A 23,803-nucleotide genomic window follows, 5' to 3' on the forward strand; every position below is an offset into this window, starting at 1 on the left:
CGTCATGCTTTCCCGAACCCCGCCCATTCAGCATCTTCCTTCCCGGCCGGATTCGCCGCGACCCGTGTGCGGCTCGATGGCGTGAGGCCGAACTCGGTCAGAAATTTGTGCATGATCTCCATGGCCCGGTTGGCCACCCCCACCAGCGGGTTCTGGATCACGTTGCCGCCGGTGGTCTTGATGAGCAGCCCGGACTGACGAATCTTGCGTTCTGCCTCGACAAAGCGCTCAAAGGCTTGGCAGTAAGCCGCCAAGGCCGCATCGTCCCCCTCGGTGAGCACGCCCATGCGGGCGAGCACCGGAGCCTTGCGCAGCCATTCCTCCCGGGCGGTCTCGCCAAGGAAATCGGGCGGCTCAGGCAGCGCCGGGGCAAGCTCTGGCTCGTTGGGATTGACGCGGCACTTCTGCGCCGTGCCCTTGAGCATCTTGAGCTTGGTGGGGAGAGGCTTACGGCCGGCCATGGTCATGCTCCGGATGAATGGGTGTAAGTTCTATTGAGTTTGGCGTTGACAGTTATCTTACAGAAACTTACTATCAAGCCATGGCAGTTATCGAGTGGACCCGTAGGGCAATGAAACAACTGCGGCAAATCGCCAAGGCTGAACAACCTGTTGTATACTCCGCCGTAGACGCCCTTCGTTCCTGGCCTGACTGCCGGAATGTCAAAGCCCTTGTCGGATGCGACGAGTATCGGCTTCGCGTGGGCCGGTATCGGATCATTTTCTCCATCCATGGCGAAAGACCACGGATTGTGAGAATCGAGGAGGTCAAGAAACGTGATGAGCGAACATACTGAGCACCAGATCATTCGAAGCGACGACGGGTCGCCGTTGTTCGCCCTTGTTCCTTGGGACGAGTACACGGAGGCATTCGGCGGCAAGCCCGACGAGGATGTCATCATCCCCCACGAGGTGGTGGGATTGCACGTCGTGCAAGGCCTGAGCCTGATCCGTGCCTGGCGGGAACACCTCGGCCTCACGCAGGGGGAAGTGGCGCTGCGGATGGGCATTTCGCGTCCAGCCCTTGCCCAGATGGAGCGCCCGGACGCCAAGCCGAGATTTGTCACCTTGAAGAAGATTGCCGCTGCGCTCGGAATCGATCCTGAACAGCTGAGGGAGTGAACCTCATTGCGGAAATCAGCAATGCACAGCAGCCAAGCAAAAGATGCGCTGGCTCGATTGGTGGCGCGGCTTGACTCTGGCGGCACAATCGATTGGGTTCGTAAAACGTCATTCTTCACACGACAGGACGGATCGATTCTCCGCCAAGTAACCAGACCTGACGGCTCGATCATAAGCGAGGAGGATGTATCGGCATATGTGCGGAGAAATTCGGGCTCAGAATGCCACCAGTGAAGATGACATCCAACGACTGGCGGCTTTTCATCGCCGACTTGTGTCCGGGGAAGAAGAAACCTTTCCGGCGGAAGTCGCCGACCGGTTGCTGGCTGGCGAGCATCCTGTCCGGGTGCTGCGTTCCCATCGGGGCATGACCCTGCAGCAGGTAGCTGACGCCTGCGGCGTGACCAACTCCCACATCTCCCAGATCGAAAAGGGCAAGCGATCCATGTCCACGGAGCTGCTGAAGAAGATGGCCGAGGCGCTCCGAGTTGACGCCGAACTGCTGCTCTAAGGATACCTTCCCGCCTCATCGCCCTTCCTCCAGCACTGCCTTCTCGCCCGTGAAGTCTTCCCAGCGCTTCACGGCGACATCGACGTATGCGGGGTTCAGCTCCATGGCCAGACAGGCGCGGCCGGTGATTTCGGCGGCGATGATGGTGGTGCCGGAGCCGGAGAAAGGTTCGTACACGGCCTGGCCCGGGCTGGAGTTGTTCTCCATGGGCCGCTTCATGCACTCGACGGGCTTCTGGGTGCCATGGATGGTGTCGGCGTCCTGACCCTTGGACGGGATGTTCCAGATCGTGACCTGCTTGCGGTCTCCGTTCCAGTGGGCCTTGTCCTTGACCGCGTACCAGCAGGGCTCGTGCATCCAGTGGTAATGCCCCCGGGAGAGAACCAGACGTTCCTTGGCCCAGATGATCTGGGAGCGGATGCCGAAGCCGCAGGCGACAAGGCTTTCCGCGACCGTGGCCGCGTGTAGCGCCCCGTGCCAGACGTAAGCCACATCGCCGGGGAAGAGCGTCCAGGCCTCGCGCCAGTCGGCGCGGTCGTCGTTTAGGACCATGCCGGTGCGCTTGGTCTTCTGGCCGGACAGCGCCTCGTTGCGCCAGGCGGGATCGTATTCGACGCCATAAGGCGGGTCGGTGACCATAAGGTGCGGTCGGACGCCGGCCAACAATCTGTCCACGTCATCGGCGCTAGTGCTGTCCCCGCACATGAGACGGTGACGGCCCAGAATCCAGACATCCCCCGGTTTGCTTACTGGCTCTGCAGGAGTCTCGGGCACCTCGTCAGGGTCGGTCAGGCCATCGGTGGTCGGCTTGGTCAGCAGAGAGTCGATCTCGCCGGCGTCGAAGCCCGTGAGATTGACGTCAAAGGCCATGGCCTGGAGTTCTTCCAGTTCCAGCGCCAGGAGGTCCTCGTCCCAGGCTGCCCAATTGGCGGAGCGGTTGGCCAGCAGGCGGAATGCCTTCACCTGCGCGTCCGTCAGTTCGTCGGCCAGGGCCACGGGAACTTCCGTCAGGCCCAGCTTGCGGGCAGCCTTGAGCCGCAGGTGCCCGTCCACCACGGTGCCGTCGGACTTGGCCACCACCGGGATGCGGAAGCCGAATTCCCGGATGGCCGCGACCATGCGCTCGACTTGCTCGTCGTTCTTGCGCGGGTTGCGGACATAGGGAACAAGCCGCTCAATGGGCCAGGATTCGGTCTTCAGCATGGGTTCGGTCCTGAGTGTGGTGTGCGCAGCCTGCCATGCAGGCGCTCGTGGCATTCGCGGCACAGGCTCATGAGGTTGCCGCTCGCATTGTTGCGGGGATTGCCGTCACGATGGTGGACCACTTCGGCCGCCCGGGCGCAGATGGCGCAGAGCGGGTCCCGTCTGAGCTTGAGATGCCGGACCCGCTGCCAGTGCGCGCCGTAGCCGCGTTTGGCCGCGTTTCCCCGGACTTTGTCCTGGGCGCTGCGGCGAAGAGCGAGAGCCTCATCCGCGAGGTGCTTGTGCTCTGGACAATACCCTCCGGCGTCAGTCGCCAGATTGCGGCAGCCCGGCTTGCGGCATGGTTTCGGCGGTCTTGGCGGCATACCCCCACCCGTCATTTTGCACGCGTAAGAATCTGGGGGCCCACCCGGTCTACGGGCCGAACCCACAGAGATTCGACCCGCCCCGGGCATCCCCCGAGGGTTTTCCCCTCTCTTGCATACATACCGACGCCAAACCAAAAACGTCGGCGTTGGGATGAAAATTTTTGCGCTTGATACGATTTTGGTTTGTCAGGATATCTTCCGTACATTATCTTCAGTGAAGAGAAGCAAGGAGGATTTCGAATGTCGCCCACCACTCAGACGAAAACGGAACGGATCGACGTCCGGCTCAGTCCCTCATCGAAGGCGCTGTTGCAGGAAGCGGCCAAGGCGTCTCATAAAAACGTCAGCGAGTTTATTTTGGAGGCGGGGATTGTCGCCGCCAATCAGGCCTTGGCTGACCGACGGCTGTTCCTGCTGGACGAAGCTCGGTGGAAAGAGTTTCAGGAGGTACTGGATCGTCCTGTCCAGAAGAAGCCTCGCCTGAGCAAACTGCTGAACGAGCCTGGCGTTCTTGACTGATGGGTGGTCGGTTTGGTCCGGTCCACAAGCTTACGGCAGCGGATGAGGCAGGGGATTTCGATTGCGGCCAGCAGGAACTGAATCTGTTCTTGCAGCGCTATGCCCTTGTCAACCAGAGAGCCAACAGCGCCCAGACGTATGTGTCCTGCGTGGACGACGCTGTCGTCGGCTACTACAGCCTCTGTGTGGGCAGCGTCGGCTTTGATGAAGCGCCCCATCGGGTGGTAAAAGGGCTTGCCAGACATCGAGTCCCTGTCATGCTGCTGGCCCGCCTTGGCGTGGATCAGAGGTTTCAGCGTCAGGGGTTGGGCCGGGCCCTGCTCAAGGACGCCATCCTGCGCACCATGCAGGCGGCGGATATCGCCGGCATCCGTGCATTACTGGCGCACGCCAAGGACGAGCATGCCCGGCAGTGGTATCTCTCCTGGGACTTCGAGCCCAGCCCCACGGACCCTTTTCACCTGTTTTTGCTCATCAAGGACATGCGTGCGGCGGGAAGGCAGGACTGCCTCACCTAGTAAAGATACCTACACTTCTTCATAAGTGTCGGGGTTTTTATCAGAAGGACAACCAAACCATGATGATGCGTGTGCGCCTAACACCTCGACGACCGCATTGGTATTTTTTCGTGCCAGAATGGAGGACAGGAGCATGACACAACCTACTTCGTCGAGCCGCAGTACGAATATCATTATCCGGGTGACTCCCGAACAGCGGGACCTGATCGACCAGGCCGCCTTGCTCAACAACAAGACCCGGGCCGATTTCATCCTCGAAGCGGCGACCAGGGCCGCGCAGGACTCCGTCCTCGATCAGGTGCTGTTTCCCGTCCCAGTCGAACAGTTCGAGGCGTTCCAGAGACTTCAGGAGAGCTCACCTGAACAGGATAAACGCTTGAGCGCCCTCATGGCACGTACGTCTCGCTGGGGGAAGTGATCCCTGCAATATCCCTTTTGGACGCATTGGACAGATTGGACGCATCTTACGGTTGAAGCCCTACGCGCATGCGCGCGCACGCGCGCGTGGCCGATTAACGGTTTCATCTGTCCAATCCGTCCAACCGTCCATCGTGTTCGACCTTGACGGCGATACCCCGGAATATCCGCTGGGTCGAGCCGAACACCGTCCTTCTGTCGGCGATGAACTCACGCTTGGCCAGGTTCGCACTGAATGCCTTTGTGCTGCCGGCGTGCTCTCCGTTGCGGTCCGCGTAGTTCTTCCACGACTCGAAGAGGCGGGCCGTGGTTTCCCATGATGCCCTCCCAATTTCGCAGCATTCCTCGATCCACTGCCCGAAGAGGTCCTGCTCGTCGAAATAGGCGGCCGTGGCCTCCTTCACGCTCTCCGGCCGCAGGAGCCCGTTCTCCCGCCAATCCAGACAGCCTTCGATCATCCAGCGCAGGATGGCCGGATACTCGGACCGCAGCTTGTCCTCCAGGCGCTTGTCCGGGCTCGCGGGCTTGTGGACGAATGGGATGATGTTGAAGCGCCTGCGGGCGGCCTCGTCCACGTTGCGGAGCACGGGCTTGTGATTGCCGACGATCAGGAGCTTGAACTGGGGCGTGTAGGTGAAGAAGTCCTGCCGCATGAAGCGGGCGCTGATCTTGTCGCCGCCGGTGAGCTGCTTGATGCGGCTCTCGGCCCAGGGACGGCCTTCCTCGGTCTCGGAAACGCTGACCAGCCTGGCCCCGCGCAGCATGGCCAGGTCGGTGGGGTGGCGGTCGCCCTGGCTGGCCGTGAAGGTGTCCATGGCCGCCGTGGCGGCGTAATCGCCCAGGATGTTGGTCAGGGTGTTGAGGAACACGGATTTTCCGTTGCCGCCGGGGCCGTAGATGAAGAAAAGGGCGTGCTCGGAGATGTCGCCGGTCAACGCGTAGCCGGCCACTTGCCGCATGAAGCGCTGCAACATGGCATCGCCCTGGGTCGCCTCGTCCAGAAACCGCAGCCAGAGCGGGGCGTCGGAAGAACGCGCCGGAGCCACAGCGGCAAGCTTGGTGATGTAATCCTCGCGGCGAGCCGGACGCAAGGTCCCTGTGCGCAGATCCACGACGCCGTCCGGAGTGCCCAGCAGATGGAGGTCGGCGTCCCATATTTCGCTGGTCACGGCGAAGGCGCGGTCGGTCTGCGCGAATCGCTCTACTGCACCGGCCGTGGCGGCCTTGGACAGCGCGGCCGCGACCTTCTTGTTGTCCATGCCGGCGGCGGCCTTCCGGCAGAGTTGCCTGGCCCAGGCGAAAGCCAGTCTGGTCTTTTCCACCCGCCAGTGGCTGCCGGTCCAGACGAACCACGCGCCGGTCTCATGGCAGTAGCGCAGATCGTCCTTGTGCTCCCTGGCGAAGAGGAGCGCGATGGCGTCTTCGGTAGCGGGGCAGGCGTCGTTCGAGTCATCCGGCTTTGCCGGATCGAGCGTCGCTGCGGCTTCGACCAGACGGAGCAGTTCCTCGCGGCTGTGGCCGGCCTTCTTCCAGTCCACGATGTCGCCCTTGGGCGGCAGGCCGGGCAGTTCCACGATCTTGACCGAGACGGCCACAGACAACAGTGCCTTGGCCACCCTGCGGGCGTGATTGCGCCCTGGCGTGTCGTTGTCCGGCAGGATGACCACCTGCTTGCCCTGGAAGTACGGATTGTACTCCTCGCGCCACTTGCCCGCGCCCATGGGGTTGCAGGTGGCGGCCAGTTCCCATGCGACGAGTTCCAGGACCTTCTGCTCGCCTTCGGCGATAAAGACGGTCTCGGCCCGCAGCATTTCAGGAAGGCGAAACGGCACCAACCGCACGCCCTTGACGGAGTTGATGCGTTTATCGGTCGCGTCCAGATGCCACTGGCGGATGGCCTTGCGGCAGCCTGGTGTCTCGTAGCGGTCCACGGCGAATAGGAGCCGGCCTGCCTCATCCTCGTAGCGAAAGGTGGCGACGAGGTTTTCGGGCCGGACAGGCGTCTCCGGCAGGTCCTTGCGCTTGGGCTTTGGCGTGACAGGCGCAAGCCCGATCTCCTCGGCGATCATCCGGGCGGCCTTGGCCTGGCCGAGTTCTTCTTGGGCCGCGACCAGGGAGATGACATCACCGCCGCTCTCGCCGGTCGCGAAGTCTGACCAGACGCCGGTTTCGGTGTTGCAGCTGAACGACTTCCCAGGGTTGCCATGGATGTCGCCGGCTACCATTTCCCTGCCTTGGCGTTTGGCCTGAGGCAACCTGCCTTGCAGAAAGCCCGGGTTGGCCAGGGCCGCCTCGTTGATGCGCCTGAAGTCAAGGTCGGTTCCATGTCCGCCGCTCATCAGGCTGCCTCGGAGATTATGTTCCCGACCGCGAGGCGAACGACGGTGAAAGCATCGTCGCCAAACTCCCTGGCCAGGAATCCGGTGAAGACCTGGGCGATGGTCCGCCCCACGGCCTTGCCGTCCTCGATGGTGCAGACCCGTCCCTTGAGTTGGAAGCAGGCATCGAGGCGGATGTCGGTTCTGCCATGGATGCTCTCGGCGGCGAGCACGGCCAGCAACAGGGAGTCTTCGACGCCGGCCATGTCCACATGCTCGGCGAAATGGAACTTGATCATGACAGTCCCTCCGGTAGCTGGATGTTCACATGAAGAGGGCCGGACACCGGAGCGGCATCCGGCCCTATGGGATACGTACCGGCGTGACGCCGGAAACGTCGGCGCTAGAGGTAGTCTTCCAGCCCAGAGTCCTTGAATGCGGCGCGGACCTTGTCGATGATGCCGTACAGGCTCGATCTGGGGATGCCGGTTTCGCGCGAGACGTCAGTGATGGAGTCGCGCATCAGCCTCTGGCACAGGTCACGCAGCTTGGGCGGCAACTGATCCACGACCGAACGCACGTCGATGCCCAGGTCCCGCAGTTCATCGGATGAACGGCTCTGTCGCCCCGTGCGCAGCAGGTAGTCGTCCTGGTCAAAGGTTTCCGAGCGTTCGCAGCGCACGCCGTCTTCATCCTCGATGTGATCGTTCAGAGAGAACGCCTGAAGCCGGTAATCGCGCAGACCGGCCTTGCGCTCTTCGATGAGGGTCGCGGCGCGGTGCTCCACGACGCGCGCGACGAAGGTGTTGTTTTGAGCCCGGGCGGGATCGTATTTGGGCTGGCGACGCAGCAGGTCGAGCAGCAGTTCCTGCTCCAGGTCCTCGCGGTCCGCAGCGGAGAAGCCGGGGTGGGCGGAGAGTTGCTTGGCTTTGAAGGTGATCAAACGGACTGTGTATTCGTCGATGCCGTGGTAACGGTTCTGGGACATTGTGCTCTCCTCGAGGCCGAGGAGGAGCGCTGTGGATGTCGGCCGGACCGGTCCGCATGAAAAAGCGGAGGTGTTGCGAGATCGCCGGATCGGCGACACCCACAACGACCTCCGCTTCGCGGCCAGTCGATTGTCTGGTGTGTTGTTGGACCGCCTCAGCTAGGCGGCGTCTTCCACATTCATCTTGAAGGGCAGGCCGTGCTTGACCTCGAGCAAACGCACCACGCCGTCGCGGATGCGGTCGAAGTGCGAGAAGAGCTCGATGACCTGGGCCTTGAGCTGGAAATCCGTGAGATCGGTCTCGGGGCGCGGAGCATTGTCCCCGCCGAACTTGATCTCGCGGACGATGGTGGCCGTTTCGAGCACCGGCTCGCCGTCCTTGAGGCGGAGGCCTTCGATGCGGCCGAAGTTGATGGTCTGCAGGCGAAGCAGAAGCTGTCGCCGGGCCGGGGAGAGGGAGGACTTTGAAGAGGATGCCATAAACTTTCTCCTTGAAAGGGGAAAAGTCATGGCACGATCGGTTGGTAACACCATGCTACCAATGAGAACGCCGGATCGCGCCTTCATTGGGGAACGCGCTACATCCGGCATAGCCGATGCTACATATCGCGTAGCATCTACGAAAAGTTAGTTATTTTGAGTAGATGTTGATGACCAAGTCAAACCGTCACGAGGGACATAGCTCAAGGCATGACCTAAATTCAGGATGGGTTTTTGAAGGTGATCTGATAGATGCTTGTCATATTGTTTGATTTTCTTCAGGGCACGGCGAATCGCATTTCCGACTCGATTCCGGACCTTGTTACGGTCATCGCCGAGCTTACGAATCGCACCGCCAAGCCCCTGGGCATTCGACAATTCTGACTCGATCCACCCCTTCTCGTTTGCCAGAGCTTCAATTTTTCCGAGATCATTGTTTGCCTGGGCCTTTTCAAGATCATTGTCAATCTCATGCAACCTAGTGCGGTAGGAACGAACGGCGTCATCGTCTAGAACAGGCCCCGCATCAGACTGTCCGAGAACACTTACCCCTTCGTCGAAAGGTGTTTCTCCCGGACAAACTGATGTGTAAAGCTCGTTCTTTGTCATTCTTCTCACCATTACATCAAGTTCCGATGCTGAAAATGTTGACCCTGGATTATCCAAAAGGATCTGAAGGTGATAAAAACCAATGTCTGGAGTGTAGATCTTTTCTTCATTGCCATCATATCGAATCGTCCAGCACTGTCCCCTGATGCAGATATAATTGTTTGTTGGCTCGTGGGTTGGGCATGTGTTCGAGTCCCCTGGGTCAGCTTGCACTCCACCGGAATCACAAACTAACCGTAAAAGGCAATTTGCAGGTAGTTGTCGTTTTCTGATTGCGCTTCTATTTTGTGCTATGGCGTCATCGACGACCTTTGTAATGCACTTGGCGTGCCTATGATGCAGTTCATATAAACGCAGCGCGGTGGAGTCTGGCGAGCCGTTCAGATGATTGAGAACCCGTGTGGCCTCTCCGTAACTTCCAAAAAATTCCAGGGCGGTCATGTCGGCAACTTCGTTAGCTGTTTCCACATACGCTGCCAACATGGCTTTTGGTTCGCCTTCATCTCGTTCACCAGTCAGTAGATCAACCCCATAAGCTTCTTTTGGGTCATGTTCCTGGGCGTCTGCGGCAAGAACTGCAAACCTTCGGTCAATGCATTGTGAGCATGTCCCACAATGGGTATTTAACTTTGTCATTGCCCATGTGTGGGTACATGATGTGGAAAATTTGATGGTGTCAGCGCACCCTGCTTTGACGATGTCGCTTACGACCTCCGTTTTGGTTTTCCAGATAAATGGGTTCTCTACAGTAAATGGTTGACCAGAGAGCGTTGAAAAAATATTTGCGAATCCATTAATGACTTGTGGATGGGTGGTTCGCGTAGCCCTTGCCCCCACAACTTGGGCTGAGATAGGAAGGTTAAAACTGATAACACCGTTTTCATAGAACCGAATTCTACGAAGATTGAACATCTGGGCAACTGTAGCTCCCAGAGCCGCATACAAAAATGAGCGGCTTCGCTGTGTGTATTCCCGTCCGAGAAATTTGGATTTGTTGATAGAGACTGGGATGTGCAGGGGCTTGTGAACTGCCGCCGAGGACAGGAGATCCAGTAATCTTCTATGCCTTCGGTTGAACTTATGCGTCGCCTTGTGAGTTACCATCACGATTCTTCGTGAATTTATGACGGCTTCCTCAATTGCTCCTCCCAGTGAATCTAGCCCTCCAGAAAAAAGCATAACCTCCTCGGGCGGATCGACATTGAGCTCTAGATGCTTTTGCGTCAGTGGCCCATTTTTCAATTCCACAAAATCGAAATAATATTCATCTTCTGAAAGGAAGCTGAGGGTTTCGACCAACTGGTCTTTCAGAGGTGAAGAATTCCACAGGTCAGGATTTCTGACTGCAATTCTAAAAAATAGTGTCCGTCGCCAGTTCTCACCGAAATTATCAACACCGTCGCCGCCTCTTGTAATGGCCTGATCCGCACAGTACACATAGGTAGCTATTTCAATCAGGTCGTGGAAAAAAGATGGTATGTCTCTAAGGAGCTGACTGCGAATGTCGCTGATATGCAAAGATACATTTTCTCCCTTTCCCCACAGGTGCAGAGAAAGAGGCTTCTTGTCATCGAACGGAAGTCTGTCGCCCTTAACATCACCGCAAAGAATAGAGCGCTCATTAGACATCCGCCTGCGCTCCTTCCTTGAGTTCTGCCACGATTTTATTCATTGCCACATGGGAAAAGCCAGCGGCATCTTTTCTCGAAATCCCTTTTTTTTCCCAGTTGGTCTTTGAAAACCAGCCCCCCGAAAATTCCTCAATTATTTTAGAGGTTTCGCGGCTGTGGAGTCTTAGCGCTACGGTAAACTCACCTTGCTGGGCAAGTGTACGGAAACGCCTTCCTTCCCCGAGATGGTGGGAGACCCCTTTGGCGACAAAATAGCCAAGACATTTATTTGTTAAGCGAGCGAAAAAATCTCTGGCGAATATGCTGAATTGTTTATTTGTCGCAAGTTTGGAGAAAGCATCCTTAACATCGTCCGAGGTCGTTCCGAACAAACCTTGCGTTCGGCTTCCGATGGTCTGTGCCATCGTTTCGGAGGCAGCAATCTGGGCCATTTCACCCAGATCCGTCCTCCCGCCGTTATTGGTCAGTTTTTTGTCAATAGCATCGGAGAATGCCCCCAGTATCTCCATGAGGCCAGGAGAATCCGATACATCCAAGCCGACGTTTTGAAGGGCTTGTCCAAAGTCGTCACTTCTCGCTGCAAGGGGCAACTGGGTCAGGAGCCATATTGTCTCTACTAAACCTTTGTCTTCCGCAGCCAGTTTAAAGCCCTGCTCTGCAGCAGCGATCGTTGCAGTCGCAATTTGAGCAGTACCGGCTCCACCCTCAATTAGGGCAACTACCTGTTGCCATTTTCGAGTCCTGGGTAGATTACCTAATCTTACGTGTCCCATTTACGCCTACCCTCAACGAGAAAAGACCTACATTAGATCAGGCTTTCTTATATGCACATCCCAAGTGGGTGGTCAATAGTTCTTGTTTGGGGCCTTTTGTGTTTCAGTCCATAGCTTACGTTGCCGATGCCAGTGTGGAATGGCGGCGATGGCTCGGACTTCCTTTTCTTTGATGGGATCGCGACCTGCGGTTGTCTGGGGCAGGAAAAGGATCTCCTCCTGAATATCAGGAGCCAGAAGGGTGAGGTCCATGATTTGGGTAATCCGGGCGCGGGTCACGTACCCGAGTCGGGCCAGGTCGGCGAAATCGCGCACCTCGCCCCGGTCGATCATGTCCTGGAAGCGCATGGCTAGGGCCAGCAGTCGAGAGACCCGTGGAACCCTCCCCGGTGATGTTTGTTGATCCTGCTGTTGGCCCGCTCCCTGGCGCGAGCCGTGCGTAGCCCGCCTGGGGGCCAGTGTGAAGCGCACCTCAAGTTTCGATTCATCCATTCGAGATAATCCTCCTCTTCGTTCAAGCGGCCGTTCTCTGGCACAGTTGCTTGAGCCCCTCGCTCCTGAAGGTAACCGTCACCGACTGGTCCCGTCCGTCGAACCCCACTCGTTCGACGAGAAGGTGAATGATTTTGGCCTGCTCCTTGGAGGACAGCGAGTTCCACACCTCGTCAAAGCCTGCCAATGCCTGCGTCAGGTCGTTCTCTTTGACGGTCGTCTTGCCCAGCACGATGATCTCCTCTTGGATGGCCGTCATGCGCTGCTCGGTGGTCCGAATCCTCTCCTGCAAGTCGGCCAGGCGGTCGGTCGCGATTTCCGAGGCCCCGGCCGGCAGTGCTCCGCCCAGGAGTTTTCGAACCTGGGCATGGAGCCGCTTGAGTTCCCGCTCCGCTGCTTTCCGTTCCATCTCCAGCTCATGCAGGCGGGCTTCGGCTTGCTCCGTGGCCTTGGTGAGGGTGGTCGACAAGACCGCCGGGTTGGCGCCCAGCCCTTTGATGTGCTGCACCACCGCGCTCTCAATGTCGTAGGCGTTGACGGATTTCGTGGGGCATTTCGCCCACCCTCGCTGCTGGGCTGTCTGGCAGACGTAATATCGGTAACTCTTGCCGTTCTTTTTATTGGCGCAGGAGTGCGTCATCCCCGTGCCGCAGGGTGTGCAGAAGATCAGCCCCTTGAGCAGCGCGCCGTACTTGTTGCGAACGAGGGTGCCGCCGTTGAGGCGGTTGCGCCGCAGAATTGCCTGCACCTTCTTCCAGGTCTCCACGTCCACAATGGCTTCGTGCTCGCCTTCGTAGGTGGTCCCCTGGAACACCACCTTGCCCGTGTAGATGGGATTGGTCAGCAGTCGGAAGAGCGTGCTCTTGTTGAACGGCTTCCCGCCGCGCTCTTTGCCCTTGCGCGTTACCCAACGCTTGTTGTTCCAGCCTCGGCGTTCAAGCTCCTGCGCCGAGGGGAGAAGCGACTCCAGTTCCAGGTAGAGTTGGAAGATCGCCCTGACTCGTGCGGCTTCGTCCTCGTTGACCTCCAGCCGGCCGCCGCCCTCGGCCACGTCGTACCCCAGGACCGGCATGCCGCCGACCCATTTGCCTTTTCTGCGCGCGGCCCACATCTTGTCTTTGGTCCGCTCGGCGATGATCTCGCGTTCGAACTGGGCGAAGGAGAGCAGGATGTTCAGGGTCAGTCGGCCCATGGAGTGGGTGGTGTTGAATTGCTGGGTGACCGAGACGAAGCTCACACCGTGACGATCGAAGATCTCCATGAGGCGCGAGAAGTCGAGCAGGGAGCGGCTGAGGCGGTCCACTTTGTAGACCACGACGCAATCGATGCCGCCGGCCTCGATGTCCGCCATGAGGCGCTTGAGCGCGGGGCGCTCCAGATTGCCGCCGGAGAAGCCGCCGTCGTCATATCGATCCGGCAAGCATGTCCAGCCCTCGTGGCGCTGGCTGGAGATGTAGGCCTCGGCCGACTCCCGCTGGGCGTCCAGGGTGTTGAATTCCTGCTCCAACCCCTCCTCGGTGGACTTGCGGGTATAAATGGCACAGCGGATTGCACCAGAGTTTGTTTTGACGGGATTGGTCATTTGCGCCCCTTGTTTTTCTTCGTGGCGGCCTTGTTCAGACCGAAGAAGACGAAGCCGTTCCATTTGCCGCCGGTTACCTCGTGGGCAATGGCCGTGAGCGACTTGTAACGGCGATCCTCGAACTCGAAACCCTCGTCCAGCACCCTGACCACGATGTCCCGCCCTTTGTATTCCCGGTGAAGGAGCACGCCGGGGAGGGGCACTCTGGGATCATGGGCTGAGGACAAGCGGCTTTTGACCGATCGCGCTCGGGCTTCGGCCGAGCCGGGCTTCACCGGATCGCGCGGGGCGCGCATTCTGAGGTCAGCGTCCCGGGCCAGCTCCTTGGCCCGCTTGCGAGCCCGTTCCGACAGGTCACCCTCGGCCAACGCCTGAATGCGCCAGGCGATGCGCTTTTTCAGGAAGGGTTTGTTGTTGGCACGGGTCTCCTCGTCGAAGACATCGAGGTACTTCTCCTTCAGCTCGCCCACGGTCATTCGCTCGAGGCTTTGGATTTCCTTGTACGTCTCAGGGTTCATGCGTCCTCTCCTTGCTTGGATTCTCCTGCGGCGGAGGGAGGGGCGTGCCTCTGTCCGCCAGGAGCATGAACGCTCTGTTCCGGCTGAATAGCAAGTCCATCTGCGGAAGATTCGTTATTTGTTTTAATGATTTGAGAAGCTTCTTCACGCAGGAGGCGTTGATAGCCCCTGGCAAGCAACGTCGCGATCTCTGAGACGGCGTCCTTGACGGGAAAGGTACGGGAGGTTGCGTCCGGCATCGGGTTCTCCTTGGCCTGCGGCGAAAGGATGTGGATGCCGACCGACTGCGTGAACGGCCCGGGGGCGCGTTTGGATCGCTGATCACCCTGGAGCAGGGCGATAAGGACGACATCCACAACGTGCTCCGGCTTCCGGCCGCTGGCGCTGTCTGATGGTTCCGACCGGAGTGTTTCCGGCCTTCACCCCATACATACCGGCTGGGCGTGGAAAACGTCGGCTCGGGTTACAATGACGGCGAGGTTGTTAAACTAATCGCCGGGCTAAACGGAGAATTGGAGAATCAGGGGGGAGAAAGCGGGGATTTCGGAATCGATCATCGAAGGTTGCGATTGCATCTCGGGCGCATCGGCCTTGGATGGAGAATCCTGTTGAAGGAGAGGCAGCTGGCGCAACATGGCGGAGATGCTTGCAGAAAAGACGAAAGCCCCAGGCAGTGCATGCCCAGGGCTTTCCCTTAAAGAAGAACCGTCTCGAAGTACGGTTTCGAAATCTGGCTCCCCGGAAGGGACTGTCTTTATAACTATATTTTCAATCTCTCAATTGCACGGGACTTTTATACAAGTTCCGTTTGTTTTCAACCACCCACTCACAAGTCTCGCAACCTCATCGGGGTCGGCACCTTTGCCTTCTAGCGAACACTCCCAGACCACCGCCACCCTCCAGCCCGCATCCTGGAGAGCTTCGATGTCCCGTCGATCTCTGGCGATGTTTTCGTCGAACTTCTTGCGCCAGAAATCCACGTTGGTTCCGGGCGTCGTGGTCGCCTTGCAGCCGTGGCGGTGCCAAAAACAGCCATGGACGAACAAAGCCGCCTTGAACCTGGGGAAGACGATATCCGGAGATCCCGGCAACCTCTTGTCGTGAAGCCGATATCGCAACCCGATTTTGTGCAGCGACCGTCGAAGCTTCATCTCCGGACCGGTGTCTTTTTGACCGACCTTGGACATGATTCTCGAACGTGTCGTTCTGTCCACGGTATCCACTGCCGCTCATCCTCGGTGCCCGCCGCTCATATCCTGTCGACGATTCTTTCCAGCTTGTCGAGCTGCTTGCTCTTTTTCAGGAACTCGGAATACGCCTCCTGTGCTCCCCGGATGAGGGAGTCGTAGTGAACGATTCTGCTGCCCGGCGAAATTGCCGTCATGGACGATTTCAGTCGTTCCGGGTTGCTCCCTTCCTCGTCGATGGGCTCACCGAGAACAAAAACTACCTCGATGTTAGGAGTCGCGTCGCCCTGGGCGAGCAGGATTTTCTTGAGCTTGTCCACATAGGTCTGCCCTTGCTCCTGCAGTTCGAGGAGCTTCATTTTCCGTTTGACCCGCTTCAGCTCGACGATGATGTGCTTTCCGGCCATCGTCCGATAGGCGATGTCGACACGCCCGAGTTTTTCCTTTTCGGTCATGTCCTGCGTGAGCACGCCGTCGGTGGTGAGTCTCGTCTCCATCACCTCGCTGGCGGTCGCTCTTTCCCATGCCGGGTCGAGCAGCCATAGATGATCGAACAGATACTTTTGCAGGACACTTTCCTTGGCGTTGTCGTCGGCTATTCCCTGAAAATGCTTGATGGCATCAAGGCGGGATTTAACGATATCCCGGTAAAGCGAAGCCTCTAGGGAGTCCCTGTCCGCAAGAATGGCCAGGAGCTTGTCTATGTCGTGAACATGCGCGGCCAACTCTTCGGCCGAGCCCCGCAATTTCATGCGCTCGAACGCCAGGATGCCGTGCCGATACATGAGCTTCCGGTCCTCGTCCTGGTCGACGGGCAACGCACTGAGCTTCGCGATCAGGGTTTCGGCGCTTTTGCGGAAGCCTTCCGGTAAGGACTCCAACCATTCGGCCAGGGCCGGTGATGTCTCCTTGGCCTTTTCCACCTCGTGGAGTCGCCGCCATTCCGTCCAGCGCTTCTCGACCTGCGTGAGTTGCTTTCTGAGGAAAGCGATCAATTGAACATATCGTGGATCGTCTTCCTGAACTCGCTGTCTGTCGCTCGTGGCTATATCCGGTTCATCGTCCGCATCGAGGAAGTCGGCCTCGATTTGCCCGGTGAGGTATTTCGTGTAGAGGCGACCGTCGTTCAACTTGTCGAGGATGTTTTCGTGAAAGAGCCGACCTCTCGCGAAAACGACGATGCTGTTCAGGTTGCCCGCATCGTCGCTGTCGAGTTGTTTCGGCAAACGGGCGGTACCGATCCATCCGGTGACTGACCAGTCCCCATCCCATGCGTCGAGCCGATCCGAGAGGGCCTCCCGCTCCAACAACTGTCCTGCGGACGAAATATCCGGCTCTTCGTCACCGAAACTCCAAAGGAACTGGACCATGGGCAAGTCCCCCCGATCCGCCGTGCTGATCGGATGTCCATTGATCAGAATCTTGAATCCGTGCGCTTCGCCGACGACGGAAAAGCGACGAGCGAGTCGTTTTCTCAAGGCCGTGGCCCCGCGTCCAAGACGCTGGCGCTTGATATCCTTCAACAGAATCGCGGTCCCGTTGGTGACTTGTATTTCCTCCCGAGGCAGCTTTTCCGGGCTGTAAAAAGGCTCCTTGTCCTGGACCGACTTGTGAATTCCGTCGATCGTCATTCTCAGTCCATGGGACTCACCGTTCTTTGCCGAGTGAACTTCGATCGTGTTGGCTATGGAGAACAGAGACAGCTTGCCAAGGCCCTTTCTGCCCATAACGGGGCGTCCCTTGGCGGTCGTGCGACCGGTCTCCTGATCCTCGTCCCGGCGACGATAGCCGACCCGGAGGTACTTGGTGTTCATATCCTCAATGGACATTCCGATACCGTCGTCCTTGATCTCGATGAACTTTCCGTCAGGATCTATACCGATCTCGACGTTCTCAGCGTCGGCATCCCACGCGTTCGCGACCGCTTCGGTCAACACTGCGGCGATGTTGCTGTAAAGATTGATCCCGAGATGATCCAGGACGTTCAAATCCACCGTCATCCTGTAATGGTCGTTGCCCGCCATGCCGTCCGTTCCGATTCCCTCGTTCATTGGTCGTTATCCTCGTTTAATTTTTCGATGACCTTCGTGGAAATCAGCGCTTCCAGATGCCGATGGAGCTCGAAGGGCAGCTCTCCGCCTCTTACGAGGACGCCGAGCTCCATGTTGCGCTCCATCGCGGCGGAGGTCAGATTCGCACTGGTGATGAAAGCCAGTTCGCCGTCGGCGACGGCACATTTGGCATGAACGGCTCCCGATAACTGTCCGGGCAGAGACTTCCTGTCCGACGACCAGACGTAAACATCAATCGAGGGGAGAATACTTTTCATGGCCTTGACGGAATCGTATGTCACCCGCCCGCCATGCTTGTCGGACGACTCGAGCAACACGTCGATCTGAACCTGGCGGCCAATCGCTCCACGGAGCGCCCGGATTATCGAATCAACTTCGTAGGCGACGAAGCTGACGAGAAACAACCGTCTCTTCGCGGCTTCGATGACTTCACACAACACCTGCTCGGTATGCCTGACCGGAACCTGACCCGTCGAGGGGCCTGTCCACACCAATTCCACGGCCCCACGGTTCTCTCTCAGGACCGCCGCCGCAGACGCTCCCCGGAGAGCGGATGCCACGTCACTTGGAGAGGTGTCCTTGCTGTTACGCCACGCCCGATCCAGACGTCCCACCAATTCCTTGTCCGCGTTGGGGCCGAAACTCGAACGAGTCAAGGCGAACTGCTCGACGGAACCCAGCGTCTCGATCTTCGACGCGACGGTGGAGATACGGTCCGGATGCAACTCCAGACCGAGTTCGGCGATCACTGCCAACAGATCATCCATTCTCGCCTCCGTTCCCGGCAAAGAAGGCGGCGTCTGTGGCCTCGAATGTTCTAACGAGCAGCGCTCTGTCGAGATAGCGGTTCCCTCGTTCGCAAGAAGTTTCGGCGACGAAAGTACAGGCGTGACATGCCGCTGCATGAAGGGATCCATCAACACCCGGATTGTGTTCGGAGCAAAGCGGGTCGGATGAACAGATGGTGGCCCGATCAAGAGCCTGTTCGATCAGCCTGCCGAGATTTTCGGATTTTCCGAGTTCCACGAGGCCCCCCAGGGTCCCATCGGAGTCGGCGGCGGCCGTGTAGAGCAATACGCCTGCCATGGGTGATTCTTCATCGCTCTTGGCGTAGATGCGTTCCCGGATGCTCGCCGCGTTGTAGCCACATTCGAGAGCCAGCTCACGAATGAGAAGATGGGCGAACGTGTGCAGCATGGCGTATCTAATGCCCGGATATCCCTCGTCTGGTTCCAGCCCACGCGCATTCCGCCAGCCCCGATGACCCACTTTCAGCTTTTGGCTTCTGGTCTGAACGGCTTTTCGCTTTTCCCACTCGGCCACGGCTTTTTCGTCGAACCTGATGAATATCCCCTCGCCATGTACCTCGCTGGCGGGGACCCAATCGGGCTTGTTCCGACTGAGATCGGCCATCGGCGGTCGCTCGTCCGGATCGGTCGATTCCTCGGGAGCCTCTACCCGGGTGTAGCCGATCAGGGCGTTCACTTCGCGGAGCCGTTCCAGGAGCAACACGCTGGTCAGACGGTCTCGATAACCTTCCGGTGTTTCGGTCTTGCTGCTCAGGAAATGCGGCCAGTCCGTCGGAGGATCGTCCGAGGTCAGGACGTCCCACTCGGGGTCCTTGATGTCGCCCTCGGATATGACCGTTGTGCCCGATTTACCTTCCTTTCGGTCTTCGACGGCCTTCCAGATGTCTCTATGATCCCACTTGTCGATTCCCGGCAGGCTGCCGCTCTTAACCAGGGTCTTCACGATCACCTTGATCTCGTCGGCCGACTCAGCATCCGAGAAATACTCCCATCCATCCAGGACCAATTGCCCAAGGAGGCCTCGTTCGAGAGGAATCGCGAGAACGGACAGCGTGATCGGGAACCATCCGTTGGTCGCCCCCAGAAGGATGGTTCTGGGGTCCTCGGCGCATTCCTCGTACTTGTTGAGGTGGGGATGCCATCCTCGACAGGCGGGGAGAGTCTCCTGTGCCTCCCGCCCAAAGGCATGAACCAACGAACGTGCCGCGTCGCAGGCATCGCATTTAACCCAGAGGTTTTCGGTCTGTAGCGAAGCACCCCTCTCGAAGAAACGCAGCGTGCCCTTGCACTCGGAGGGGCCGCCATGCACGAACCAATGCCACGGAAAATCGTCGAGGTGACCGCTCCTGCACGCGAGCAGAAAACGGGCGGGAACCGCGTCGGCGTTCTTGCCTTTCTCGCAGTTGGAATGCACGAAATGGGTCTGCTCCGGACGGTACGGGTTGGCCTTGATGTCGAACAGGCCCGAATCGTATTCGGCCAGCAAGCCGCATTTGACACACCTCAGCCAACGTGGAAAGGGGCGGACCGGCACACCGATCTTGCCTTCGGCGGACGTGGGGTCGACGCCGTCATCCCTCAGAAAGGGGGGCATACGTAGCCGTTCCACTTGAGGGCCGAGCACCCGGCGAACGGCGGCGAGAAGGCGTGCCTCCTCAATCGGGGGGCATTGGCCCGGATCCCAGCGATCCAAGCCCATGGTCAACACCGAAAGATTCGGCAGGTCGATCAGGGCTCCGGGACCGTAGGTCCAGAGCAATTGACTGGGACGAACTTGTCCGACGAGATAGGAACTCATGCGTCACCTCCGTTCGCTTTCTTGATCTTCGGTTTCCAGGACGGAGGTTCGGTAGAGTTCTTCGAGGCATCCATGATCAGTTGAACTCCGGGTTCCACTTCGCGCATCGACATGGGGACCGTGAACTCGTCCCACGCCAACGCTCCGGGCTTTTTCAGGAGGGCGGCGAGGTCTCCTTGCCCACGCGCCGTCTCGTAACCCAGTCTGCGCCCGGCCTGCACCGCTTCCTTCACCCACCGGTCGATCCGATCGGCGGTCATGGTGTCGGCGATGGTTCTCGCCGCCTTGTCCTTCACCTTCCAGGCACGCTCGGACAGCACCTTCCGTGCTCTCAGGGCTTCCGCCTTGGCGGAACTGTCGAGGGATTGCGCCCCGGGATTCGGGTTCATGGAATCGTTTTCGAGCCGGAGGAGACTCACCATCGCACCGGTCAAGCCACGATCCAGCGCTCTCGCCGCGAACGGCGTCACGGACTGGGCCTCGACATGCTTGTAAAACGTCGCGTGATAGTGCTCGAACGTTTCGTAATGGGACAGATCGCGAGGCCGCGACCAGGTGAGCACCGTACAGACGAGCCCCGGGAAAGAACGGCCGACGCGGCTCGTGGCCTGAATGTATTCCGCCGTGTTCTTCGGTTGGCCGTTGACGACCATCAGTCCGATACGATTGACGTCGACACCCACCGACAGCATGTTGGTGGCCAGGACGATGTCGATGGCCCGCGTCTCGCCCTTTTCCCAGGTTGGCTTGAACTTGACCTCCAGTTGGTCGAGCTTCTTGGGAATCTCCTTGTTCGAAACCCGCGAGGTCAATTCGTCCACGATGCGTACCGAACGCTGGCTCAGCCCCGGTCGCTTCACCTCGCTCATCTGAACGCGATAGGCACGGGTCTGCACATCGTCCTCCGCCAGCCGCCGCATGCCCCCCAACTCGCGCAAGGAGTTGAAATACCCGACCACGGTCATGTACGGGTCGGCCGCCACTCCGAAGCGCTGAAACAGCGACTGGGCGGCGGTCAGCAGGGCGACGTAGACACGGATCAGAACGGCGGGACGGGAACTGCCCGGCGAACAGATCCCCATGTAGAGTCGGCCAGGCTTGTCTTTCACCGAGCGCTGCACCGAGAAAAAGTTGTCCTCGACATTGAGGCCATGGGGCGGAAACACCGAAACCTTCCTGAGAAAGACGTTGTTCACCTGTTCCTCGGCTTTACGAACGGTGGCGGTCGAGGCGATGACCTTGGGGCGGATCGTCTTTCCGCCGATCGACCAGGTCGACAACTCGTCCACGGCGGTTTCGTACAGGCCGACCATGGTTCCCAGCGGTCCGCTGATCAGATGGAATTCGTCCTGGATGATCAGATCCGGCGGACGAATGGGAGTGATCTCTTTGACCTTGACCGCTTCCAGTGACCCTTTCTTGGTGTGGTTGCCGTTGCAGTCGGCCTCGGGCCAGAGCAGCCCGTGGCGCGGACATTCGCGGTTCGCCTTGCCGAAGAGAGTGCGGACCTGCCCGCGCCAGGCCATCATGGCGAACTTGTCCACGGTGGCGATCAACATTGAGGGCGGATGACGATAGATTTCGTTGTCCACCACCAGCACAGGAAGTCCCAGATTATTCGATTTGGCCTGACTGAATTCGCAGCGGCCGTACTTGTCGCCGCAATAGAGGAAGGTTCGGTCGAGACCCCTGTCGACTCGAATATCACGGCCGGGGGCGATCTCGGAGCCGCACCACGGACAACTGGTCAACTGGGCCGGTGTCGAGCCCGTGCCATACCTGCCGTCCCGTTCCTTTTCGATCGCCGCATGACTCTCGTCGGTGGTGTTCGGGGTGACCCGCTGGCCCACCCATAGACCGATGGTGAACGGCGCGTCGCCCCAGACCGCCGGTTCGGCCCGGCGCAGCACTTCCATGGCGCAGATCAGGGCCGTGGCCCGTTGAAACTGTTGCAGGGTCAGCAACCGCAAGGTGTAGCGCATGATCACGGCCAGGCCACGTCCGCCATCAAGGCCGCCCATGTTGCCCTGGAGGCGACGGACGCCCATAGTGAAGGCCGCGACACCGAGGTAGGCCTCGGTCTTGCCGCCGCCGGTGGGGAACCAGAGCAGGTCGGCGAAAGCATCCAATGGTTGGGTGCGGTCCCGGTGAGTCGGGTCGGCGAGCGCCGGAATGGAAAGCAGCATGAACGCCAACTGGAAATGTCGCCAGGAGCGGTTCTTGCGAACGTTCAATGCCTCGACGGTGACCTCGTCGCCACGACGTTTGGCGAGCGCGTAAAGACTGTGAATACGCTGCGAGGCCATGGCGCGGTTGGCGAACCGGAAAGCGGCCAGCGCCCGGTCGTCCGCCGCCAGGACGTCGACGCCTTCCCTGAGCCTCTCCAGTATCAGATTGCAACGATCCATCGCCTCGGTAGCCGGGATGTCGTATCCCACGACTTGGCTGCCGATGGCATTCCGGTCTTCGGCGATCCACTCCGCGTAGTCGTCCGTCAGCACTTTCAGCCCGGCGATCAGTTCGTCTCGTTCGAGATCGGCGAGGCGTTCCATATCAAGCAGGCCATCCGCGATCATCCGACGCATGGCCGGGCGGTCTTCCGGTTCGAGGCCGGGCGTTTCGGTCACCTGGATCTCGTACTCGGGCAGCACGGCGGTTCTGACCTCCGTGGCTCGCTCGCGATCCTCTTCCGAGACGGTCGCGTGGACCGAGATGCCGTGTCCGACGGCGAACTCGACCCGGTCCCGATAGATCATTTCGAGTGCTTCACGCTCCTCGTCGAACTCGTCGGCCCGCAGGATCGGGCGACGCCGGAACACCGCACGCCCCTCCATGTCGCGCACGCTCAGTTCGGGCTGGAATATCCAGGCCTGATCCTGGTTCTGTTCGGGCATGGTCTGGGTGTTGACCAGAAAGAGCGTAACCAGCCTGTCGCCGTTTTCCAGTGGGGTGCTGACCGAGCCCTGCACCACGACCGAAGGGCAGTCCGCGTCGATCCGGATCGGCTCAATGGTCCGCTTCTTCAGGGAGACCACGGCGGAGCCGCCCGAGGGTATGCGTTTCCAGCAACGCGGGGATTTGCCCGTCTCTTCGTTCTCCCGCTCGCTCTGCGTCCGTTCGTAACGCCCCCAGTTGGCGAACAGTTGGACGTTTTCCAGTTCTCCGTCGACGCAGAAGGTGAACCCCATGGACGATGGAACCAGGGATCGATGGGTGGACGTGTCGACTTCCTCGTCTCGCTCCTCGGAATCCGGGTGTCCCGATTCGCCGAAGGTGTCCGTCTCCGCCGCATCCGGAGCCGTGTCCATCGGAGCCAGCTTGCCCACCAGGTAGCGATCGCGAACACTCATGCCCACGATCTCTTCGACCGGCCCGTCCGCCGGACCGAGCAGGTCGTCGATGACGGCCAATTGAAGCAACTCCCGCACGTAGGCCTGCTCCTCGGCGGAGCCGCCTTCCAGCACGGGCAAGGCACCGAAGGCGATACCACAGGCCGTTTTCAGCGCCGCCTCGAATACCGGCCACTCCAGTCGCACCATGGCGGCCTTGGATTCGGGCGCGGTCACACCGAGTTCGGTCAGCGTCTTTCCGCCATTCACGGGAAGGACGCTATCGAAGAAGAATGTCGTTTCGTCGAGCTTGGCGCGAATGCGGTAGATGCGGGCGAACGAGACTGCAGCCAACGGGTCGCCACCGGCGATCAGCACGGCATCACCTTCCTCGACACCCCGGAAGAGCGAAGAGCCGTGATCGACGGTCACCGAAAAGCGTCGGTTGTGTGCTTCGTCACCGAGACGAATGCGCCAAGAGTTACGAGCAGGGATCGCTTCCCGAGCTGTAGTGTTGGTTACGGAATCGTCAGATTTTTTATTGTTTGCCATTCATCAGT

Annotated in this window: 23 protein-coding genes; 6 read left to right on the top strand and 17 right to left on the bottom strand. The window is 59.3% G+C overall.

The window, feature by feature from the left end; translation table 11 throughout:
- Window positions 1-2: 2 nt before the first annotated feature.
- Window positions 3-461, bottom strand: coding sequence for a phage terminase small subunit P27 family (locus DEBA_RS12725; RefSeq protein WP_013259346.1), 459 nt, complete (start codon window positions 459-461; stop codon window positions 3-5).
- 80 nt (window positions 462-541) lie between these two features.
- Here DEBA_RS12725 and DEBA_RS19080 point away from each other — a divergent pair, with 80 nt between their 5' ends.
- The 3 genes from DEBA_RS19080 to DEBA_RS12735 all read left to right on the top strand — a co-directional run bounded on the left by DEBA_RS19080 (window position 542) and on the right by DEBA_RS12735 (window position 1,632).
- Window positions 542-796: a type II toxin-antitoxin system RelE family toxin gene (locus DEBA_RS19080; protein ID WP_013259347.1), complete on the top strand. Its 255-nt coding sequence runs from the start codon at window positions 542-544 to the stop codon at window positions 794-796.
- Window positions 780-1,121: a helix-turn-helix domain-containing protein gene (locus tag DEBA_RS12730; protein WP_043814504.1), complete on the top strand. Its 342-nt coding sequence runs from the start codon at window positions 780-782 to the stop codon at window positions 1,119-1,121. The genes DEBA_RS19080 and DEBA_RS12730 overlap by 17 nt, the downstream gene beginning before the upstream one ends.
- A gap of 196 nt (window positions 1,122-1,317) precedes the next feature.
- On the top strand, window positions 1,318-1,632 hold the full coding sequence (locus DEBA_RS12735; RefSeq protein WP_013259349.1) for a helix-turn-helix domain-containing protein: 315 nt from the start codon (window positions 1,318-1,320) through the stop codon (window positions 1,630-1,632).
- Between the two features lie 15 nt (window positions 1,633-1,647).
- Here DEBA_RS12735 and DEBA_RS12740 read toward each other — a convergent pair whose 3' ends face one another.
- Window positions 1,648-2,835 carry a DNA modification methylase gene (locus tag DEBA_RS12740; protein WP_013259350.1) on the bottom strand — a complete coding sequence of 396 codons (1,188 nt, stop codon included), beginning with the start codon at window positions 2,833-2,835 and terminating at the stop codon, window positions 1,648-1,650.
- 608 nt (window positions 2,836-3,443) lie between these two features.
- Here DEBA_RS12740 and DEBA_RS12745 point away from each other — a divergent pair.
- The 3 genes from DEBA_RS12745 to DEBA_RS12755 all read left to right on the top strand — a co-directional run bounded on the left by DEBA_RS12745 (window position 3,444) and on the right by DEBA_RS12755 (window position 4,658).
- Window positions 3,444-3,722, top strand: coding sequence for a type II toxin-antitoxin system TacA family antitoxin (locus tag DEBA_RS12745; protein WP_013259352.1), 279 nt, complete (start codon window positions 3,444-3,446; stop codon window positions 3,720-3,722).
- A complete protein-coding gene (locus tag DEBA_RS12750) occupies window positions 3,722-4,240 on the top strand; it encodes a GNAT family N-acetyltransferase (RefSeq protein ID WP_013259353.1) in 519 nt (172 codons plus the stop codon). The genes DEBA_RS12745 and DEBA_RS12750 overlap by 1 nt, the downstream gene beginning before the upstream one ends.
- Window positions 4,241-4,373: 133 nt before the next feature.
- Entirely contained in the window at window positions 4,374-4,658 is a 285-nt protein-coding gene (locus DEBA_RS12755) for a type II toxin-antitoxin system TacA family antitoxin (RefSeq protein WP_013259354.1), read from the top strand.
- A gap of 103 nt (window positions 4,659-4,761) precedes the next feature.
- Here the strand turns inward: DEBA_RS12755 and DEBA_RS17880 are convergent, their stop codons facing one another.
- From DEBA_RS17880 to drmA, 15 genes are all read right to left on the bottom strand, one after another.
- Entirely contained in the window at window positions 4,762-6,996 is a 2,235-nt protein-coding gene (locus tag DEBA_RS17880; protein WP_013259355.1) for a phage/plasmid primase, P4 family, read from the bottom strand.
- Complete coding sequence (locus DEBA_RS12765; RefSeq protein ID WP_013259356.1) at window positions 6,996-7,274, bottom strand: hypothetical protein; 279 nt, start codon at window positions 7,272-7,274, stop codon at window positions 6,996-6,998. The genes DEBA_RS17880 and DEBA_RS12765 overlap by 1 nt, the downstream gene beginning before the upstream one ends.
- A 104-nt stretch (window positions 7,275-7,378) precedes the next feature.
- Window positions 7,379-7,963 carry a sigma factor gene (locus DEBA_RS12770; protein ID WP_013259357.1) on the bottom strand — a complete coding sequence of 195 codons (585 nt, stop codon included), beginning with the start codon at window positions 7,961-7,963 and terminating at the stop codon, window positions 7,379-7,381.
- Window positions 7,964-8,122: 159 nt separating this feature from the next.
- A complete protein-coding gene (locus DEBA_RS12775) occupies window positions 8,123-8,443 on the bottom strand; it encodes a hypothetical protein (protein ID WP_013259358.1) in 321 nt (106 codons plus the stop codon).
- Between the two features lie 147 nt (window positions 8,444-8,590).
- Window positions 8,591-10,681, bottom strand: coding sequence for a 7-cyano-7-deazaguanine synthase (locus DEBA_RS17885; RefSeq protein WP_013259359.1), 2,091 nt, complete (start codon window positions 10,679-10,681; stop codon window positions 8,591-8,593).
- The gene (locus tag DEBA_RS17890) at window positions 10,674-11,456 is read right to left on the bottom strand and encodes a hypothetical protein (protein ID WP_013259360.1); all 783 of its coding nucleotides are present in this window, start codon (window positions 11,454-11,456) and stop codon (window positions 10,674-10,676) included. Before DEBA_RS17890 ends, DEBA_RS17885 begins: the two co-directional genes overlap by 8 nt.
- Window positions 11,457-11,528: 72 nt before the next feature.
- Window positions 11,529-11,948, bottom strand: a complete 420-nt coding sequence (locus tag DEBA_RS12780) for a hypothetical protein (protein WP_013259361.1) — start codon at window positions 11,946-11,948, stop codon at window positions 11,529-11,531.
- A 22-nt stretch (window positions 11,949-11,970) separates the two neighbouring features.
- Window positions 11,971-13,530, bottom strand: a complete 1,560-nt coding sequence (locus tag DEBA_RS12785) for a recombinase family protein (RefSeq protein ID WP_013259362.1) — start codon at window positions 13,528-13,530, stop codon at window positions 11,971-11,973.
- Window positions 13,527-14,048, bottom strand: coding sequence for a DUF2924 domain-containing protein (locus DEBA_RS12790; protein WP_013259363.1), 522 nt, complete (start codon window positions 14,046-14,048; stop codon window positions 13,527-13,529). The genes DEBA_RS12785 and DEBA_RS12790 overlap by 4 nt, the downstream gene beginning before the upstream one ends.
- The gene (locus tag DEBA_RS18200) at window positions 14,045-14,404 is read right to left on the bottom strand and encodes a hypothetical protein (RefSeq protein ID WP_148227869.1); all 360 of its coding nucleotides are present in this window, start codon (window positions 14,402-14,404) and stop codon (window positions 14,045-14,047) included. The genes DEBA_RS12790 and DEBA_RS18200 overlap by 4 nt, the downstream gene beginning before the upstream one ends.
- A gap of 420 nt (window positions 14,405-14,824) precedes the next feature.
- A complete protein-coding gene (locus tag DEBA_RS12795) occupies window positions 14,825-15,271 on the bottom strand; it encodes a very short patch repair endonuclease (protein ID WP_013259364.1) in 447 nt (148 codons plus the stop codon).
- Window positions 15,272-15,297: 26 nt separating this feature from the next.
- Window positions 15,298-17,286 carry a BbrUII/HgiDII family restriction enzyme gene (locus DEBA_RS12800; protein ID WP_013259365.1) on the bottom strand — a complete coding sequence of 663 codons (1,989 nt, stop codon included), beginning with the start codon at window positions 17,284-17,286 and terminating at the stop codon, window positions 15,298-15,300.
- Window positions 17,283-18,074: a DISARM system phospholipase D-like protein DrmC gene (gene drmC, locus DEBA_RS12805; protein WP_013259366.1), complete on the bottom strand. Its 792-nt coding sequence runs from the start codon at window positions 18,072-18,074 to the stop codon at window positions 17,283-17,285. Before drmC ends, DEBA_RS12800 begins: the two co-directional genes overlap by 4 nt.
- Window positions 18,067-19,914 (bottom strand): DUF1998 domain-containing protein, encoded by a 1,848-nt coding sequence (gene drmB, locus DEBA_RS12810; RefSeq protein ID WP_013259367.1) that lies wholly within the window; start codon window positions 19,912-19,914, stop codon window positions 18,067-18,069. The genes drmC and drmB overlap by 8 nt, the downstream gene beginning before the upstream one ends.
- Window positions 19,911-23,795, bottom strand: a complete 3,885-nt coding sequence (gene drmA, locus DEBA_RS12815; RefSeq protein WP_043814508.1) for a DISARM system helicase DrmA — start codon at window positions 23,793-23,795, stop codon at window positions 19,911-19,913. The genes drmB and drmA overlap by 4 nt, the downstream gene beginning before the upstream one ends.
- Window positions 23,796-23,803: the final 8 nt, after the last annotated feature.

Origin of the sequence: Desulfarculus baarsii DSM 2075 (genome assembly GCF_000143965.1) — a bacterium.
Taxonomy (GTDB): Bacteria; Desulfobacterota; Desulfarculia; order Desulfarculales; family Desulfarculaceae; genus Desulfarculus; species Desulfarculus baarsii.

Bases quoted from the DNA above. Each gene is read 5' to 3' on its own strand.
- DEBA_RS12725 (WP_013259346.1), bottom strand. From the start codon at position 461: ATGGCCGGCCGTAAGCCTCTCCCCACCAAGCTCAAGATGCTCAAGGGC.
- DEBA_RS12780 (WP_013259361.1), bottom strand. From the start codon at position 11,948: ATGGATGAATCGAAACTTGAGGTGCGCTTCACACTGGCCCCCAGGCGG.
- DEBA_RS12785 (WP_013259362.1), bottom strand. From the start codon at position 13,530: ATGACCAATCCCGTCAAAACAAACTCTGGTGCAATCCGCTGTGCCATT.
- drmA (WP_043814508.1), bottom strand. From the start codon at position 23,795: ATGGCAAACAATAAAAAATCTGACGATTCCGTAACCAACACTACAGCT.
- DEBA_RS12790 (WP_013259363.1), bottom strand. From the start codon at position 14,048: ATGAACCCTGAGACGTACAAGGAAATCCAAAGCCTCGAGCGAATGACC.
- DEBA_RS19080 (WP_013259347.1), top strand. From the start codon at position 542: ATGGCAGTTATCGAGTGGACCCGTAGGGCAATGAAACAACTGCGGCAA.
- DEBA_RS12775 (WP_013259358.1), bottom strand. From the start codon at position 8,443: ATGGCATCCTCTTCAAAGTCCTCCCTCTCCCCGGCCCGGCGACAGCTT.
- DEBA_RS12765 (WP_013259356.1), bottom strand. From the start codon at position 7,274: ATGATCAAGTTCCATTTCGCCGAGCATGTGGACATGGCCGGCGTCGAA.
- drmB (WP_013259367.1), bottom strand. From the start codon at position 19,914: ATGAGTTCCTATCTCGTCGGACAAGTTCGTCCCAGTCAATTGCTCTGG.
- DEBA_RS17880 (WP_013259355.1), bottom strand. From the start codon at position 6,996: ATGAGCGGCGGACATGGAACCGACCTTGACTTCAGGCGCATCAACGAG.
- drmC (WP_013259366.1), bottom strand. From the start codon at position 18,074: ATGGATGATCTGTTGGCAGTGATCGCCGAACTCGGTCTGGAGTTGCAT.
- DEBA_RS12770 (WP_013259357.1), bottom strand. From the start codon at position 7,963: ATGTCCCAGAACCGTTACCACGGCATCGACGAATACACAGTCCGTTTG.
- DEBA_RS12740 (WP_013259350.1), bottom strand. From the start codon at position 2,835: ATGCTGAAGACCGAATCCTGGCCCATTGAGCGGCTTGTTCCCTATGTC.
- DEBA_RS12730 (WP_043814504.1), top strand. From the start codon at position 780: ATGAGCGAACATACTGAGCACCAGATCATTCGAAGCGACGACGGGTCG.
- DEBA_RS12800 (WP_013259365.1), bottom strand. From the start codon at position 17,286: ATGAACGAGGGAATCGGAACGGACGGCATGGCGGGCAACGACCATTAC.
- DEBA_RS12750 (WP_013259353.1), top strand. From the start codon at position 3,722: ATGGGTGGTCGGTTTGGTCCGGTCCACAAGCTTACGGCAGCGGATGAG.
- DEBA_RS12735 (WP_013259349.1), top strand. From the start codon at position 1,318: ATGTGCGGAGAAATTCGGGCTCAGAATGCCACCAGTGAAGATGACATC.
- DEBA_RS17885 (WP_013259359.1), bottom strand. From the start codon at position 10,681: ATGTCTAATGAGCGCTCTATTCTTTGCGGTGATGTTAAGGGCGACAGA.
- DEBA_RS17890 (WP_013259360.1), bottom strand. From the start codon at position 11,456: ATGGGACACGTAAGATTAGGTAATCTACCCAGGACTCGAAAATGGCAA.
- DEBA_RS12745 (WP_013259352.1), top strand. From the start codon at position 3,444: ATGTCGCCCACCACTCAGACGAAAACGGAACGGATCGACGTCCGGCTC.
- DEBA_RS12755 (WP_013259354.1), top strand. From the start codon at position 4,374: ATGACACAACCTACTTCGTCGAGCCGCAGTACGAATATCATTATCCGG.